Origin of the sequence: Spirillospora sp. NPDC047279 (assembly GCF_040643285.1) — a bacterium.
Lineage (GTDB): Bacteria > Actinomycetota > Actinomycetes > Streptosporangiales > Streptosporangiaceae > Spirillospora.
On record NZ_JBEYUA010000007.1, the window covers coordinates 269,621 to 284,910 of the forward strand.

The 15,290-nt window shown below is 72.2% G+C and carries 15 protein-coding genes; 4 read left to right on the forward strand and 11 right to left on the reverse strand.

What is annotated here, in order from left to right; all coding sequences use genetic code 11:
- Nucleotides 1-8: 8 nt before the first annotated feature.
- The 6 genes from ABZ810_RS20000 to ABZ810_RS20025 form a co-directional block, all read right to left on the reverse strand.
- Nucleotides 9-962 (reverse strand): acetaldehyde dehydrogenase (acetylating), encoded by a 954-nt coding sequence (locus ABZ810_RS20000; protein ID WP_358404930.1) that lies wholly within the window; start codon nt 960-962, stop codon nt 9-11.
- Nucleotides 959-1,756, reverse strand: coding sequence for a fumarylacetoacetate hydrolase family protein (locus tag ABZ810_RS20005; RefSeq protein ID WP_358404933.1), 798 nt, complete (start codon nt 1,754-1,756; stop codon nt 959-961). Before ABZ810_RS20005 ends, ABZ810_RS20000 begins: the two co-directional genes overlap by 4 nt.
- 60 nt (nt 1,757-1,816) lie before the next feature.
- Entirely contained in the window at nt 1,817-2,623 is an 807-nt protein-coding gene (locus ABZ810_RS20010; protein WP_358404936.1) for an IclR family transcriptional regulator, read from the reverse strand.
- A 30-nt stretch (nt 2,624-2,653) separates the two neighbouring features.
- Nucleotides 2,654-3,823, reverse strand: coding sequence for a flavin reductase (locus ABZ810_RS20015; RefSeq protein ID WP_358404938.1), 1,170 nt, complete (start codon nt 3,821-3,823; stop codon nt 2,654-2,656).
- Nucleotides 3,824-3,932: 109 nt separating this feature from the next.
- Nucleotides 3,933-4,565: a TetR/AcrR family transcriptional regulator gene (locus ABZ810_RS20020; protein ID WP_358404941.1), complete on the reverse strand. Its 633-nt coding sequence runs from the start codon at nt 4,563-4,565 to the stop codon at nt 3,933-3,935.
- Nucleotides 4,562-5,197 (reverse strand): helix-turn-helix domain-containing protein, encoded by a 636-nt coding sequence (locus ABZ810_RS20025; protein WP_358404943.1) that lies wholly within the window; start codon nt 5,195-5,197, stop codon nt 4,562-4,564. The genes ABZ810_RS20020 and ABZ810_RS20025 overlap by 4 nt, the downstream gene beginning before the upstream one ends.
- Nucleotides 5,198-5,402: 205 nt before the next feature.
- Here ABZ810_RS20025 and ABZ810_RS20030 point away from each other — a divergent pair, with 205 nt between their 5' ends.
- The 4 genes from ABZ810_RS20030 (at nt 5,403) to ABZ810_RS20045 (ending at nt 10,186) form a co-directional block, all read left to right on the forward strand.
- Nucleotides 5,403-6,722 (forward strand): ABC transporter substrate-binding protein, encoded by a 1,320-nt coding sequence (locus ABZ810_RS20030; protein WP_358404945.1) that lies wholly within the window; start codon nt 5,403-5,405, stop codon nt 6,720-6,722.
- Between the two features lie 67 nt (nt 6,723-6,789).
- On the forward strand, nt 6,790-7,713 hold the full coding sequence (locus ABZ810_RS20035; protein ID WP_358404947.1) for a branched-chain amino acid ABC transporter permease: 924 nt from the start codon (nt 6,790-6,792) through the stop codon (nt 7,711-7,713).
- A gap of 5 nt (nt 7,714-7,718) precedes the next feature.
- Nucleotides 7,719-9,434 (forward strand): branched-chain amino acid ABC transporter ATP-binding protein/permease, encoded by a 1,716-nt coding sequence (locus ABZ810_RS20040; RefSeq protein WP_358404950.1) that lies wholly within the window; start codon nt 7,719-7,721, stop codon nt 9,432-9,434.
- A gap of 14 nt (nt 9,435-9,448) precedes the next feature.
- A complete protein-coding gene (locus tag ABZ810_RS20045; protein ID WP_358404953.1) occupies nt 9,449-10,186 on the forward strand; it encodes an ABC transporter ATP-binding protein in 738 nt (245 codons plus the stop codon).
- Nucleotides 10,187-10,258: 72 nt separating this feature from the next.
- On the opposite strand, the gene ABZ810_RS20050 is transcribed toward ABZ810_RS20045, so the two are convergent.
- Genes ABZ810_RS20050 through ABZ810_RS20070 form a run of 5 tightly spaced genes read right to left on the reverse strand, consistent with a single transcriptional unit; the run spans nt 10,259 to nt 15,281 of the window.
- Nucleotides 10,259-11,149, reverse strand: a complete 891-nt coding sequence (locus tag ABZ810_RS20050; protein WP_358404956.1) for an alpha/beta hydrolase — start codon at nt 11,147-11,149, stop codon at nt 10,259-10,261.
- The gene (locus tag ABZ810_RS20055; protein WP_358404959.1) at nt 11,146-12,321 is read right to left on the reverse strand and encodes a flavin-dependent monooxygenase; all 1,176 of its coding nucleotides are present in this window, start codon (nt 12,319-12,321) and stop codon (nt 11,146-11,148) included. Before ABZ810_RS20055 ends, ABZ810_RS20050 begins: the two co-directional genes overlap by 4 nt.
- 13 nt (nt 12,322-12,334) lie before the next feature.
- Entirely contained in the window at nt 12,335-13,180 is an 846-nt protein-coding gene (locus ABZ810_RS20060; protein ID WP_358404962.1) for an alpha/beta hydrolase, read from the reverse strand.
- Entirely contained in the window at nt 13,177-14,109 is a 933-nt protein-coding gene (locus ABZ810_RS20065) for a VOC family protein (RefSeq protein WP_358404964.1), read from the reverse strand. The genes ABZ810_RS20060 and ABZ810_RS20065 overlap by 4 nt, the downstream gene beginning before the upstream one ends.
- Nucleotides 14,106-15,281, reverse strand: a complete 1,176-nt coding sequence (locus ABZ810_RS20070; RefSeq protein WP_358404966.1) for a hypothetical protein — start codon at nt 15,279-15,281, stop codon at nt 14,106-14,108. The genes ABZ810_RS20065 and ABZ810_RS20070 overlap by 4 nt, the downstream gene beginning before the upstream one ends.
- Between the last annotated feature and the right edge of the window lie 9 nt (nt 15,282-15,290).

Genomic DNA, 15,290 nt, shown 5'->3' on the forward strand with positions numbered 1-15,290 from the left:
GGATGCGCTCACAGGCTCGTTCGGGCGGCGACGCGCTCGGCGACGCGGAGGGCGGCGGAGGTCATGATGTCGAGGTTGCCGGCGTAGGCGGGCAGGTAGTGGGCGGCGCCCTCGACCTCGAGGAACACCGACACCCGGGTCGTCACGGGCGGCGCGCCCGCCGGCAGCAGCGTGTGCACCGGCTCCCCGTCGGGGATCTCGGTGAACTGAACGTCCTGCTTGAGCCGGTAGCCGGGCACGTACTCGGCGACCTCGGCGGTCATCTTCTCGATCGAGGCGCGGATCTCGTCGTGGTCGGCGCCGCCGATGAGGCAGAACACCGTGTCCCGCATGATCATCGGTGGGTCGGCGGGGTTGAGGATGATGATCGCCTTGCCGCGGGCGGCGCCGCCGACGGTCTCGATCGCCTTGGACGTGGTCTCGGTGAACTCGTCGATGTTCGCCCGGGTGCCGGGGCCCGCCGACTTGGAGGCGATGGACGCCACGATCTCCGCGTACGCCACCGGGGTGACCCGGGAGACGGCGTGCACGATCGGGATGGTGGCCTGGCCGCCGCAGGTGACCATGTTCAGGTTGGCCGCGGCGTCGGCGAGGTGCTGGTCGAGGTTGACCGGCGGCACGACGTAGGGGCCGATGGCGGCGGGCGTCAGGTCGATCAGCGTCTTGCCGTGGGGGGCGAGCCGGGCGGCGTTGGCCTCGTGGGCCTTGGCCGAGGTGGCGTCGAAGACGATCCCGATCTCCTCGAAGCCGGGCATCGCGATCAGCCCGTCCACGCCCTCGTGGGTGGTGGGGACCTTCATCCGCGCCGCGCGGGCCAGCCCGTCGGAGGCCGGGTCGATGCCGACCATCGCCCCCATCTCCAGGGACGCGGAGGTGCGGATCACCTTGATCATCAGGTCGGTTCCGATGTTGCCGGAGCCGATCACCGCGACCTTGGTCTTCGGGGTTCGAGTGGGGTTCATCGGGCTTCCTTCGTGAACGACGCGGTCACGACGCCGAGGCCGGTGATCTCCGCCTCGTAGCGCGTGCCGGGGGTGACGGGGACCATCGGGCCGAGCGCGCCGGACAGGACGACCTCGCCGGCGCGCAGCGGGCGGCCGTACCGGCGCGCGCCGGCCGCCAGCCAGGCCAGCGCGTTGAGCGGGTCGCCGAGGCAGGCGGCCCCGTCGCCCTTGGAGACCGGCACGCCGTCGGCGCGCAGTTCCATGACCACGTCGGCGGGTGTGAACTCCGCCAGTGTCAGCGGCCGGTCGCCCAGCACGAACAGGCCACTGGAGCCGTTGTCGGCCACCGTGTCGGTGATCTTGATGTCCCAGCCGGCGATCCGGCTGTCGACGATCTCCAGCGCGGCGACGGCGTGGACGACCGCGTCGCGCACGTCGTCCGGGCCGGCGATCTCCCGGTCGAGGTCGGTGCCGAGCACGAACGCGATCTCCGCCTCGATCTTCGGCTGGAGCAGCCCCGCGACGGGGATCTCGGCCGCCGCCGAGACGTCCATGTCGTCGAACAGGACCCCGAAGTCGGGCTGGTCGACGCCGAGCTGGCGCTGCACCGCGGGCGAGGTGAGGCCGATCTTCCGGCCGGCGAGCCGGGCCCCCGCGGCGATCCGCCGCTCGGCGAACAGGTCCTGGACGGCGTAGGCGGAATCGATGTCGTCGACCCCGAGCAGGTCGCGGACCGGCGGGCACGGCACCAGGTCGTCCTGCGCGGTGCGCAGCCGGTCGGCCGCGGCGCGGATCGGGTCGTGGGGTGTCATGGGACCACGATGGCGCAGGCCGCCGGGCCGGGCGCAGCGCTGAGTTCCGCTGAGCGGAACTCAGCTGGGGGAGCGGAGCAGGGACGCCCGCCGGGCCAGGGTGCTCGCGATCCCCGCGGCGGCGGCCTTGACCTGGACGGCGTGGGCGTCCGGCCGGAAACGCGTCACCGGGCCGGTGACGCTGACGGCGGCGATCGGCCGGTCGGCCGGGTCGAGGATCGGCGCTGCCACGCAGACGAGCCCGGGCGCGGACTCCTCGTGCTCGAACGCGACCCCGGTCTCGGCGATGCGCTCCAGCTGGCGGCGCAGCAGCCCAGGCGCGGTGATCGTGCGCGGGGTGCGGCGGGCGAGCCCCGCCTCGGCGACCCGGCCGAACAGCTCCGGGGGCGAGAACGCCAGCAGCGCCTTGCCGATCGCCGTGCAGTACAGCGGCATCCGGCCGCCGAGCCGGGACGGCGTGGTGGCCTGCCGATGCCCGACGATCTTCGCGACGTAGACGACCTCGGTCCCGTCGAGCACGCCGAGGTGGACGGTCTCGTGCGTCCGTTCGTAGAGGTCCTCCAGGAACGGGGTGGCGAGCTCCAGCAGGCTCCGCTCGACCGAGGCCCGCATGCCCAGCTCGAAGACCTTGCCGCTCAGCCGGTAGCCGGCGCCCGCGCGTTCGAGCAGCCCGGCCGCGGTGAGGTCGCCGACGACCCGGTGCAGGGTGCCCTTGGCCAGGCCCGTGCGGCGCCCCAGCTCGGCGAAGCCGACGCTGTGGTCCTCGGAGGTGAACGCGAAGAGGATCGCGGTGATCTTGCCCAGCACCGTGTCGGTGCCGGGCTCCTCGCTGCCCCGGCGCTCGCCCGGGGTCGTGCGGCTCTCCACCTGCCCGAGTCTATGTACCGGCGTCGCCGGTCAGGCGATCGCGCGGCCGGCGTCGGCGGCGGCCGCGAGCAGGGCGTCCGCGTAGCGGCCGACCTCGGCCGGGGTCAGCGACTCCGACGGTCCCCAGAGGGTGAGGGTGAAGGCGACCGCGCCGTCCGCGGTGAGGACCGGTGCGCTGAGCGAGCGCAGCTCCACGTCCGGGGCGAGGGGGTCGGCGGGGTTGTAGCCGTCGGCCACCCGCGCCATCGCCTCGCGCAGGGTCCCCGGGGAGACCTCGGGGGCGCGCTCGTGCAGGAGGGTGCTGACGCGTTCGAGGTTGCTCAGCTCGGAGTGCCCGAGCGCGATCGCGTACCCCCGGCTGCGGACCAGGTCCGGCACGCCGCGCAGGCGTTCGAGCTGCTCGGCGGTCAGCTGCTCGGCGATCGTGGCCAGCCAGCGTTCCCGGAGGGCGTCGTCGCCGTGGGCGGCGTAGCAGCTGCCCAGCGGGGCGGCGAAGGGCAGCCGCTGCCCGACCCGGGTCGGGCTCCCGGCCAGTTCGGTGCGGCCCGCGGCGGCGGCCAGCACCAGCTCGTCGCGGACCAGCGCGATGGCCGTGACCTCGGTGCCGAACCGTTCGGCGAGCCTCTCCATGTGCGGGCGCGCCAGGTCGATCAGGCGGAGCTGGTCGAGCAGGTCGGCGTCCCCGGCGGCGAGCGAGTGCGGCATGAACGAGCCGTAGCCGCCCCGGTAGAACAGCAGCGGCTCGCCGTCGCCGAGCTGGAGGTCCAGGACGCGCCCGACGACGATGTCGTGGTCGCCGGCGTCGTGGACCCGCTCGGTGACGCAGTCGACCCAGGCGACCGCGCCGTCGATGATCGGGTTGCCGGCGGGGGAGGGCCGCCAGCCGATGTCGTGGAACTTGTCGGTCTTCCTGGTCGCGACGGCGCGGCAGACGTCCTCCTGGGCGGCGGCGAGCACGTTCACGCAGAACCGGTCGCCGGACTCGCGCAGCGCGCGCCAGGAGCTGGAGCCCTTGTCGGGCAGGAACGCCACCAGCGGCGGGTCGAGCGAGACCGAGGTGAACGAGCCGACCACCATGCCGATGGCCGTGCCGGCCGCGTCGAGCGCGGTCACCACGACGACGCCGGTCGGGTACTGGCCCATGACCCGGCGGAAGTGGGTCGGGTCGATGACCCCGGACCCCTGGACGGTCAGTGGCATGACGGGGCTCCTCCCTGTAGTGATCGCTACAGAGCTTGCCACGTGCCACCCCGTTGTGACAACCGTCTCTTCGCGACGCGCCCGGAGAGGTGCCGGGCCGGCGCCCGGCTCAGCCGGACGCGATGGCCTGCTCGACGATGGCCACGACGACGTCGACGAAATCGTCGGGGTCGGAGGCGTCGTCGATCTGGTGGGCGAAGAAGAGCCCGTCGGTGGACACCAGCACGATCCGGGCGAGGTCCATCGCCAGCTCGGGCCGGCGGGCCCGCAGCCCGGTGTCGAAGTAGGAGGTGAACCAGGCGGCGATGCTGCCGGTGACCTCGTCGCGGGTGGCGAGGAAGTACTGCCGCGCCTCCGGCTCGACCTCCCGGCTCTCCAGCAGCAACATCTGCCCTATCCGCAGGAAGTCGGGCGCGCCGGGCAGGGAGCGCACCGAGCGCGAGAGGATCGCGCGCAGCCCCTCGGCCAGCGGGCGTTCGTCGCGGGGGTCGCGCTCCCAGCGCGGCTGGCTGGAGATCCACTGCTCGAAACTGTGCCGGACGACCTCGGCGATCAGGTGGTCCTTGTCGCGGAAGAACCAGTAGACCGAGCTGGCCGGCAGGCCGGACCGCTTGGTGACCTTGGAGATGGTGGTGCCCTCGTAGCCGTTCTCCGAGGCGATCTCGGCCGCGGCCCGGAGGATCCGGACGCGCGACACCTCGCGGTCGGCGGGGCGGGGGGCGGCGGGCTTCACGGCGCTCACGCGGCCTCCTCCAGCCAGGTCAGGGCCTGGGCGTGGACGCCGGCGGCGATCAGCTCGACCAGCCGGTCGAGGTTCCAGCCGCGGCCGGAGCGGGCGCCGAGGTAGAGCCCGTCCATGACGGTGAGGTGGAACCGCGCCAGGCGCTCGGCGACGAGCCGCCGCCGCTCGTCGTCGCCGCCCGGGAGCACCTGCTCCCACCAGGCCTGGATCGCGGCCCGGGTCTCGCCGCGGACCTCCAGGTAGCGGCGGCGCGCGGCCGGCTCCTGCTGCCGGTTGAGCAGCCCGAGCATGAGGCCGAGGCGCCAGAACTCGGGGTTGTCGACGATGGCGCGCGACGCGCGCTCCATCCGGTCGCGGATCTCGGCGGCGGGGTCGGCGATGCCGACCCGCTCCTGCCAGGTCGGGGCGGTCTCGCGCCAGCGCCGGTAGCTGTATTCGAGGGTCTCGGCGAGCAGCTCGTCCTTGTTGCGGAAATGCCAGTAGACCGAGCTGGGCGGCAGCCCGGTGGACTCCGTCACCAGAGCGATCGACGTGCCGTCGTATCCCCGCTCGGCCGCGATGGCCAGCGTCGCCTCCAGGATCCGCAGCCTCGACTCCTCGCCCTGCTGGTGGCGTCGCGCCGTCTTCCTCATCCGCCCATACTCCCCTGACCTTGGAACGTCCTGCCAGAAACTCTGTCGCATCAAGGCTTGTGTCAGCCATCACATTGTGGGTACCGTCACACATCCTCCCTGTAGCAATCATTCCAGTCACCGTAGTGATCAATACATGAATTGTTCGGGGTGTGATGACCCCTGTCAACGCTTCGGCGCTGGCCGGCGAAACGGAGAACCGACCATGCCCACCTCACGCAGCAACCCCCGCCGGCGACGGTTGATCGCCCCCCTCGCCGCCACCGTGGCGGCGGCCCTCGCGCTCTCGGCCTGCGGGTCGGGCGACGCCGGCGTCAGCGCGGCGGACGCCAAGACCCAGGCCGCCGACCTGGTCAAGATCCTCGGCATCGAGGACGGGACCGACCTCGGCGCCCAGGTCCGGTTCAAGCTCGGGGCGGCGCTCACCCTCTCCGGCCCGTCCGCCGCCAACGGCGCGTCGATGCAGAAGGCCGTCCGGCTCGGCATCGAGCACATCAAGGCGGCCGGCGGGCCCGCCATCGAGCTCAGCGTGAAGGACATCAAGGGCCCCGACCCGACCGCCGCCAAGCAGGCCGCGTCCGAGCTCGCCGCCGAGGGCGTCCCCGCGAAGATCACCTCGATGGGCGACGGTCTCGGCGCGATGCTCGCCGACACCGACAAGAACAAGATCCTCAGCTTGGACGGCGTGGGCGGCGCGCAGGTCTTCACCCGGGGCACCAAGTACTTCTACGGCACCCGCGAGGTCGCGCCGTCGGACGCCGCGCCCGGCGCCCTGGAGTGGTTCAAGCGCGCCCACCCCGAGGGGAGGACGGTCGGTCTCGTCGGCGTCGACCTCGGCCCGCTCAACCAGGCGATCCAGGCCGACATGAAGACGAAGATCGAGGCCGCCGGCCTCACGTTCAACGGCCTGTGGGAGACGGTCGCGCCGACCTCCCAGGACTACGCGAGCATGATCGCCAAAGTCAGGAAGAACCAGCCCGACCTGCTCTGGGTCGCGTTCGGCGGCGCCGCCCCCGGCGCGTTCGCCGCCCAGGCCAAAGCCGCCGGCATCGACAGCAGGCTCGTCGGCATCGAGTTCACCGACGAGGCGGTCAAGGCCTCCAAGGGAGTGCTCGACGCGGACGGCTTCACGTTCGCCATGGACTACTTCGACGCCACCAAGCCGGCCAACCCGCTCGCCAGGCTCTTCACCGACGCCTACACCAAGGCCTACGGCGTCAAGCCCGACTTCTACGCCGCCAACGCCTACGAGGAGACCCTCATGGTGTGGGACCTGATCCGGCGCGTCACCGCCGCCGGCGGCGACCCGAAGGACAGCGCCCAGCTCAAGGCGGCGCTGGAGAAGGACCCGAAGTTCGCCTCCGTCTACGGCGGTGACGGCGCGACCGTCGGCAGCCTGGAGATCGACCTGAAGACGCACGGCGTCGCGCGCCGTCCGATGGGCGTCTTCGAGTACAAGGCCGGCAAGGTCACCCCGCTGGCCACCTACGACGTCGGCGGCCAGGACTTCCGCCTCGCGAACTGACCCGCTTCGAAGAGCCGGGGGGACGGCCCGTACGAGCCGTCCCCCCGCGCTCGATCCCGGAGGATCCATGCACGACCTGCTAGACGCCGACCTCTGGCAGCTGACCGCCAACGGCCTGATCCGGGGCGCCTTCTACGCCGCCCTCGGAGCGGGCCTCGCGCTCGTCATCGGGGTCACCACACGTTTCCACTTCGCCTACGCCCTCACCTACACCGTCGCGCCCTACGCCGCCTACTGGGTCATGGACGGCCTCGGCGTGCCGTTCTGGCCGTCGGCGCTGATCGGCCTGGCCACGGCGGTCGCCGTCAGCGTCCTGCTCGAGCTCGGCGTGTACGAGCCCGTCGCGCGCCGCGCCGCCGACCGCGCCATGCTCGCCGTGCTGGTGACCTCGATCGGGGTCAGCACGGCGGGCATCGCGCTGCTCCAGCTGAGGTTCGGGACCAGCGGCCTGCCGTTCTACGGCCCCGAGGTCGTCCAGCACGACCTGGGCCCGGTGCGGATCTCCAACTTCGAGATCGCGCTGGTGGCCACCTGCCTGCTGCTCGTCGTCGCGACGGCGGCGTTCCTGGCGTTCACGCCGATCGGCCGCTCGGTCAAGGCGGTCCGCAGCAATCCCGGCCTGGCCGGGGTGCTGGGGATCAGCGTGCGCCGGGTCGGCCTCGTGTGCTTCGCGATCGCCGGCCTGATCTCCGGCGCGTGCGCGCTCTGGTACGGCCTGCTCTACACCGTCCAGCCGACGATGGGCGACGCGACGGTCATCTACGGCTTCGTGGTCGCCTTCCTCGCCGGCACCCGCTCCTCGCCGCTGCGCGCCCTGCCCGTCGGGATCGGGCTCGGGCTGCTGGAGCAGGGCGCGTCGATCTGGCTGTCGGTGCAGTGGGCGCAGACCGCCGTCTTCACCGTCCTCGCCGTCTACCTCGCCGTCCTCGCCGGGAAGGGCCGCATGCCCCGGTTCCAGCTCGTCCGACCCGCCTCGCCGCGGAAGGCCTGACACCCATGTGGATCAACTATCTGGACCAGGCGCTGCTCCTCGCGGCGCTCGCCGTCACCGTCAACCTGCTCGTCGGCTACGCCGGGCAGGTCTCGGTCGCCCACGCCGCCTTCGCCGGCATCGGCGGTTACACCATCTGCTTCCTGTCCGGCGAGCACGGCTGGCCCTACCTCGCCTCGCTCGGCGTCGCCATCCTGATCGCGACGGCGTTCGGGATCGTCGTCGGGCTGATCGCGCTCGGCCTGCCCGAGGAGTTCCTCATCCTGATGACGCTGGCGTTCTCGCTGGCGATCATCGGCATCTTCGCGACCTTCGACGCCCTCGGCGGCGTCATGGGCCTCACCGGCGTCGGCGGGCTGAGCCTGTTCGGGCTGGAACTCGACTCCCCGCGTGACTGGCTCGTCCCGTCGGCGGCGGTCCTGGTACTGGTCTTCGCCGTCTCCCGGCGGCTCGGCGAGTCGCCGTACGGGCGCGTCCTCAAGGGCGTGCGCGAGGACACGGTCGCGACCCGGTCGCTGGGCAAGAACACCTTCGGCTACAAGGTCGGCATCTTCGCGATCACCAGCGGCATGGCCGGGCTGATCGGCGGCCTGTACTCGGGCTGGCTCGGCCAGGCGACCCCGGCGGCGTTCGGCTTCCCGCTGGCGATGGCGGTCTTCGCGATGGTGATCGTCGGTGGCAGCGCCAACCTGACCGGGTCGGTGGTCGCCGGAGTCGCGCTCACGATGATCGAGCCGGTGCTGCGCGAGGGCCTCGGGGTGCAGAGCAGCCAGGCTGCCCTGCTCCAGCTGGTCCTGTACGGCGTGCTGCTGGTGCTCATCATGATCGTCCGGCCGCAGGGGCTGTTCGCCGAGCGCCGCCACGAGCCCGCGGCGCCCGAAACGGGTGACGCCCCGCCCGCGGAGGGCGGCACTGCGCGCGCGGTGCTGGCGCCGCGCGAGGAGGCGGCCGTCGCGTACGCCGACGCCGAGGTGGTGCTGCGCGCCGAGGGCCTGTCCAAGCGGTTCGGCGGCATCACCGCCGCCAAGGACATCACCCTGGAGTTGCGGCGCGGCACCGTCACCGCGCTGGTCGGGCCGAACGGCGCCGGCAAGACCACCGCGTTCAACCTGCTCACCGGCACCGTCGTCCCCGACACCGGGTCGGTCGTCCTCAACGGCGTCGAGCTGGTCGGCATGCGGCCCGACCTGGTCGTCCGGGCCGGGCTGGTCCGCACCTTCCAGGACGTGCGGCTGCTCAACCGGCTGACCTGCCTGGAGAACGTCATGCTGGCCGTGCCGGGACAGGCGGGGGAGCGGCTCGGGCGCCTGTTCGCCCCCGGCGTCTCGCGGGCGGACCGGGCGGTCGCGGCCCAGGCGATGGAGTGGCTCGACTTCGTCGGCCTCGCCGACCAGGCCGCGACGCCCGCCGACGCGCTCTCCTACGGCCAGTCGAAGCTGGTCTCGCTGGCCCGCGCGCTGGCCACCCGCGGCGAGGTGCTCCTGCTCGACGAGCCCGCCTCGGGCGTCGACGCCGCCTGGGTCGGCACCATGCTGGAGATGGTCGCCGCCGTCCGCGCCGAGGGCCGCACCGTCTGCCTGGTGGAGCACAACCTGGACGTGGTGCGCGAGCTCGCCGACCACACCTGCTTCATGGAGCTCGGCGAGATCACCGCCGCGGGCACCATCGCCGAGCTGACCGGTTCCGCGCGGCTCGCCGAGGCCTACTTCGGCGCCCAATGAGGAGGAGACCACCGATGAGCGCACCCAACGAGGCCCCGCCGGCCGGTGAGCCGCTGCTCGACGTGCGGGACCTGGTCGCCGGCTACGGGCGCAAGCAGGTGCTGCACGGCGTCGGCCTGCGGGTCGGCGCCGGCGAGATCGTGACCCTGATGGGCCACAACGGCGCCGGCAAGACCACGGCGATCAGGAGCGTGCTCGGGGCGCTCCGGCCCCGATCGGGCACCGTCCGGATCGCCGGCCGCGACACCACCCGCGACCCGGTCCGCAAGGTCGTCGCCGCGGGCGTCGCCATGATCCCGTCCGAGCGGTTCGTGTTCCCCGACCTCTCCGTCCACGACAACCTCCTGCTGGGCGCGGCCAACGCCCCGTCCGGCTCCGGCACCGCCGAACGCCTGGCCACCGTCAAGGACCTCTTCCCCATCCTCGCCGAGCGGGCCAGGCAGCCCGCCGGCTCCATGTCCGGCGGGCAGCAGCGCATGGTCAGCCTCGGCATGGCCCTGATGGCCCGCCCCCGCCTGCTGCTGCTGGACGAGCCGTCCCTGGGGCTGGCGCCCTCGGTCGTGGAGACGATCTTCGGGCGCCTCCGCGACCTGGCCGACGGCGAGCACCTGGGCATCCTGCTGCTGGAACAGAACGTCAAGCAGGCCCTGACCATCGCCGACCGCGCCTACGTGATGCGCTCCGGCCAGATCATCCTTGAGGAGACCGCCGAGCGGATGCGGCTGCGTCCCGACTTCTGGGATCTCTTCTGAGGCGGTCCGACGCGAGAGGCCCCGGGGGACCAACCCCCGGGGCCTCGTGCCGTGTCCGGCCGCACGTTCCCTCTAGTCCCCGCCGTCGATCAGGCCCAGCAGCAGCCTCTCGAACTTCTCGGGGTGCTCGATCTGGGTCCAGTGCCCGCACCGGCCGAGCACGTACAGGTCGGCGCCGGGCAGGGCCGCGGCGAAGTACCTGCTGGCGTCGACCGGGATGATCCGGTCCTCGCGGCCGTGGACGCAGAGCACCTTGTGGGTGATGGTCGCCAGCTCCTCCGGGGTGAAGAAGCGCCGGGGCCCGGCCGGGTCGAACGACGCCTCGTGCGACCGGCGGACGTCCTCGCGGTTCACGTACGCCATCCGCTCCTCGACGACCCGGGCGACGGTGCCGCGCAGGGGTTCGAGGTCGTGGACGAACTCGGTCAGCAGCCCCTCCAGCGACGCGGCGCTGGGGTCGGCGTAGAACTCGCGCAGGTGGGTGAGCCCGGGGCTGACCGGCATGTCCGGGGCGCCGCCGCTACCCATGAGCAGGATCCTGCCGACCAGCCGGGGGCGGGCCAGCGTCATGATGAGGGCCAGCTGGCCGCCCATCGAGTTGCCGACCAGATGCACCCTGGTCAGCCCCAGCTCGTCGACGAGGGCCAGCAGCGCCTCGGCGCGCAGCTCGTTGAACGGGCCCATCCCGCGCGGCGCGCCGGCCGGGTGGGAGGAGTCGCCGAACCCGATCTGGTCGGGCGCCAGGCACCAGAACCGGTGCCCGAGGTCGGCGATGATCCGTTCCCAGTTCGACAGCCCGGTCGCGCCCGGCCCCGAGCCGTGCAGGAACAGCACGGCCTCGTTTCCGCGTTCCCCGGTCTCGTGCAGCCGGAAGGTCAGCCTCCCGCCGCGCACCGGGACCGTGACGTCGGAGGAGGTGATGGCGGACGTGGTGGACGTGGTGGACGTCGGCACGGCGCTCACAGGTGCACCGCCTCCAGCTTCTCGGCGCCGAGATGGCGGCCGGCCCAGGACTTGGCCAGGGGGTCGTCGAACAGGAAGGCGTGGCTGCTCGCGGCGACCGCGTCCTGGAACCTGGCCTGGAGCGGATGGTCGACGAAGGCCGAGCGGCCGGAGGAGACGCGCATGAGCGACTGGACGGCGTCGGTGGCGGCGTTGGCCGCGCGGGCGATGTCCCAGCGCCAGAAGGCGCGCTGCTCGAGGGTGGGGATCTCGTGCCGTTCGGCGTGCTCCATCAGCTCGTCGCCGGCGCGCCTGATCTTCAGGACGGCGGCGTCGAGCTGCCAGGCGGCCTCGGCGAGGTGGTTCTGGACCAGGTGCTCCTCGCGGAGCAGCTGGCCGTAGTTGGTGCGGCGGGTGCGGGTCTCGGCGACCCACTGGTCGTAGAAGCCCAGACTCGCGCCGACCGCCCCGGCGGCGATGATCAGGTTGAACGTGACCGCCCAGGGCGTCCGGTAGAGCGGGCCGTCGTTGAGCTTCTGGCCGGGCAGCGGCGTGCCGAGGCCGTGGGTGTAGAGGACGTGCGACTGGCCGCGGTGCTCGGGCACGAAGACGCCGTCGACGACGATGTCGTTCGAGCCGGTGCCGCGCAGGCCGGCGACGTTCCAGGCGTCCTCGATCCGGTAGTCGGCGGCGTCGAGGATCACCGAGGTGAAGTCGGGGTGCTCGACGCCGCCGAGCTCGCGACGGCCGGCGATGCCGCCGAGGATGACGCCGTCGCAGAGGCCCGAGCCCGAGGAGAAGCTCCAGCGGCCCGAGACCCGGTAGCCGCCGGGCACCTTCTCGATCTTTCCGGTCGGGGTGTAGGACGAGGCGAGCCTGCGCGCCGGGTCCTCGCCCCAGACCTCGGTCTGGGTCTCCTCGGGGAAGAGGGCGATCTGCCAGGGGTGGACGCCGACGACGGAGGCGACCCAGCCGGCGGACGCCGACGCGCGGCCGATCTCGATCACGGTCTCGGCGTACTCGGCGAGATGCGCCTCGCCGCCACCCCAGCGGGCGGGCTGGAGTGCCCGCAGCACCCCGATCGAGTCGAGCGCCGCGACGGCCTCGCCGGTGAGCCGGCCCTGGGCCGCGCTCTCGGCGTCGGCGGCGGCGAGGGCCGGCGCGGCGGCCCTCGCCCTGTCGATCATGTTCATGTCGGTTCCGCTCTCAGTTCTCGGCCATGACGAAGTCCCGGAGGATCGCCTGGAAGCGCGCGGCCTGCTCGATCTGGGTCCAGTGGCCGCACTCGTTCATCACGTACAGGTCCGCCCGCGGCAGGTGCTCGGCCAGGTAGTGGCTGCACTCCAGCGGGACGATGACGTCCTGGCGACCGTGGACGACCAGCGTCGGCATGCCGATCTCGGCGAGCTCGTCCGGCGAGAAGCCGAGCATCTCCGGGGCGAACATGGCCCGGTGCCCGGCCTCGATCCAGGGGCGCCGGACGATCGGCATACGTTCGGCCGCGACCTCCTCGACCCGGGCGCCGAACGCGGACTTGTCGTGGACGAACTCCAGGAGCAGGTCGGCCATCGCCTCGACGGTCGGGTCGTCGAAGTAGGTGATGAGCTTGATCAGCCCCGGCGACGGCGCGAGGCCGGGCATGCCGCCCGAGCCCATCAGCACGATCCGGTCGACGATCTCCGGCCGGAGCTGGGCGATGCGCAGCGAGTACATCCCGCCCATCGAGTTGCCGACGAGGACGACCTTCTCCAGGCCGAGCGCGTCCACCAGGTCCAGCAGCGCCTCGATCCGCACCTCGGCCTGGGCGGTGAAGCCCTGCGGCTGCGGGTCGGGGTGGCTGGAGTCGCCGAAGCCGAGGATGTCGGGGGCGATGCAGTGGAAGGTGTCGCCGAGGCCCTCCAGCACCTCGCGCCAGTTGGACGCGGCGGTCACGCCGGGGCCCGAGCCGTGCAGGAACAGCAGGGCGGGCCGGCCGGGCGTGCCGGTCTGGTTCACCCGCAGGTGGCGGCCGCCGCCGATCGCGATGTCGTCGATCCGGATCGTCGCGGTCATCGCGCCGCCCCGTTCTCCCCGTTCCCGCCCGTCTCGCGGAAGATCCCGGGAGGCCCGTCGATGTAGGCCTGTGAACGGTGGTGCCCCCAGATCGACGGCAGGTCGTGGGTGCCGGCGACCCAGGTGAGGTCGTCGACGACGATGCCGCCGTGACCGTACTCGATCTGCATCGACGACGGCGTCTGCACGTAGATGGAGGTCATCAGGTCGTTGGTGTGGCGGCCCAGCGACAGCAGGATCTCGCGGTCGGGGTCGGCGGTGAACAGGTCGATCGCCGAGCCCAGGTCGTCGAACGACTCGACCTCCAGCATCAGGTGGTTGATGCCGGTCATGCCGGGGATCTCGGCGACGGCCAGCGAGTGGTGGCGGCCGTTGCAGTGGTAGAAGCGCAGGTTGAAGATGTCGCTCTTCACCCGGTCGGAGAGGCGGAAGCCGAGGGTCCCGGCGTAGAAGTCGTCGGCCGCCTGGAGGTCGGGGACGATCAGAACGACGTGGCCGAGGCCCAGGTCGCCGGTGACGAAGCGGCCGCGCATCGGGCGCCCGGGGAAGAACGAGCCGGGGTGGGAGAACTGGCCCCAGACCAGCTCGTGCCGGATGCCGAACGGGTCGGCGAACCAGTACAGCTCGGCGACCTGGCGTTCCTTGAGCTCGTCCTCGTCGCCGGCGTGCAGCTCGACGCCCCTGTCCCGCAGCTCCGCCACGTAGGACCGCAGCTCGGTCTCGTTGTGGCAGGCCCAGCCGACGTAGCGGAGCTCGTCCTCCTCGGCCGGATGGACGGCGACGCGGTAGCCGGCGTCGTCGACCTTGACGCGGACGGCGCCGTCGGAACCGTCCTCGGCGATGACGGCGCCGAGCAGCCGGGTGGCGTAGTCGCGCCACTCCTCGGACTTGGGCGACGCGATGCCGAGGTAAGCGAGTTGCGAAATCACAGCATGACCTCCGGGGCGGAAGAACCGAGCAGTGCGGCGCCGTAGTACTGGCCGCAGGCGTCGGAGACGAGGAAGGCGTGGCCGAGTTCGGCGATCACGTCCTGGTAGAGGCGGTGCAGCGGGTGGTCGACGAAGACCGTCCGGCCCGACGCGACCCGCATCAGCTTGTTGATCGAGAAGCCGACCTCCTGGCAGCCCTTGGTGATGTTCCAGCGCATCCGGGCGCGCTCCCCGCGCTCCAGGAACACGCCCTCCTCGGCCGCCTGGGTGATCGTGTCGATCGCGCCGTACATCTTGGCGACGGCCGCGTCGTGGATCCACTCGGCCTCGGCCAGGTGCATCTGCATGAGCGGGTCGTCGGCGTAGGAGCCGCCCCAGTTGGCCTTGCGGGTGGTGGTGCCGGCCGTCCAGTCGTCCAGGAAGCGGCGGCCGAGGCCGAGCATCGGGGCGACGAGGACGAGGTTGAACATGACGGCCCAGGGCAGCTTGTAGAGGCTGCCGGGGTTGGTCTCCATGCCCGGGGCGGGACGTTCGGGGTTGTACTCGTACAGCGGGCTGGACAGGAAGCGCCGCTCGGGGACGAAGGCGTCCGCGACGACGATGTCCTTGCTGCCCGTGCCGCGTGAGCCGCGCACGTGCCAGGTGTCCTCGATGACGTACTGGTCGCGGAAGAGCAGCGCGGACCCGTAGTTGGGCACCTCGACGCCCGGCGCGACCTCGATCCTGCTGGCGAACCCGCCGAGGATCACGCCCTGGGCGTGGTCGGAGCCCGAGGAGAACGACCAGCGGCCGGAGACCCGGTACCCGCCGGGGACGGGTTCGATCCTGCCGGTCGGGGCGTAGGACGAGGAGGCGTTCCAGTCCGGGTCGGCCTCCCACATCTCGGCCTGGGTCTCCTCGGGGAAGAGCGCGAGCTGCCACGGGTGCGAGCCCATGACGCCGGCCACCCAGCCCGCCGACGGGGCGATGCGGCCCAGCTCGTAGACGCCGGTGAGGTGCTCGCGGAGCGAGAGCTCGGCGCCGCCCCAGCGTTTGGGCTGGAGCCCCCTCATCAGGCCGGTCTCCTTCATGTGGGTGAAGGTCCGGGTGGTCAGCGAGCGCTGCTCGGCCGCCAGCTCCTCCTCGGCCCGAAACTCGGGTTCGAGCCGGCGGATCTCGTCCAGGACGGTCATCGGCGTCAG

Coding starts and splice junctions, on each gene's coding strand:
- ABZ810_RS20000 (WP_358404930.1), bottom strand. CDS start 962: ATGAACCCCACTCGAACCCCGAAGACCAAGGTCGCGGTGATCGGCTCC.
- ABZ810_RS20005 (WP_358404933.1), bottom strand. CDS start 1,756: ATGACACCCCACGACCCGATCCGCGCCGCGGCCGACCGGCTGCGCACC.
- ABZ810_RS20015 (WP_358404938.1), bottom strand. CDS start 3,823: ATGCCACTGACCGTCCAGGGGTCCGGGGTCATCGACCCGACCCACTTC.
- ABZ810_RS20025 (WP_358404943.1), bottom strand. CDS start 5,197: ATGAGGAAGACGGCGCGACGCCACCAGCAGGGCGAGGAGTCGAGGCTG.
- ABZ810_RS20030 (WP_358404945.1), top strand. CDS start 5,403: ATGCCCACCTCACGCAGCAACCCCCGCCGGCGACGGTTGATCGCCCCC.
- ABZ810_RS20035 (WP_358404947.1), top strand. CDS start 6,790: ATGCACGACCTGCTAGACGCCGACCTCTGGCAGCTGACCGCCAACGGC.
- ABZ810_RS20040 (WP_358404950.1), top strand. CDS start 7,719: ATGTGGATCAACTATCTGGACCAGGCGCTGCTCCTCGCGGCGCTCGCC.
- ABZ810_RS20045 (WP_358404953.1), top strand. CDS start 9,449: ATGAGCGCACCCAACGAGGCCCCGCCGGCCGGTGAGCCGCTGCTCGAC.
- ABZ810_RS20055 (WP_358404959.1), bottom strand. CDS start 12,321: ATGAACATGATCGACAGGGCGAGGGCCGCCGCGCCGGCCCTCGCCGCC.
- ABZ810_RS20060 (WP_358404962.1), bottom strand. CDS start 13,180: ATGACCGCGACGATCCGGATCGACGACATCGCGATCGGCGGCGGCCGC.
- ABZ810_RS20070 (WP_358404966.1), bottom strand. CDS start 15,281: ATGACCGTCCTGGACGAGATCCGCCGGCTCGAACCCGAGTTTCGGGCC.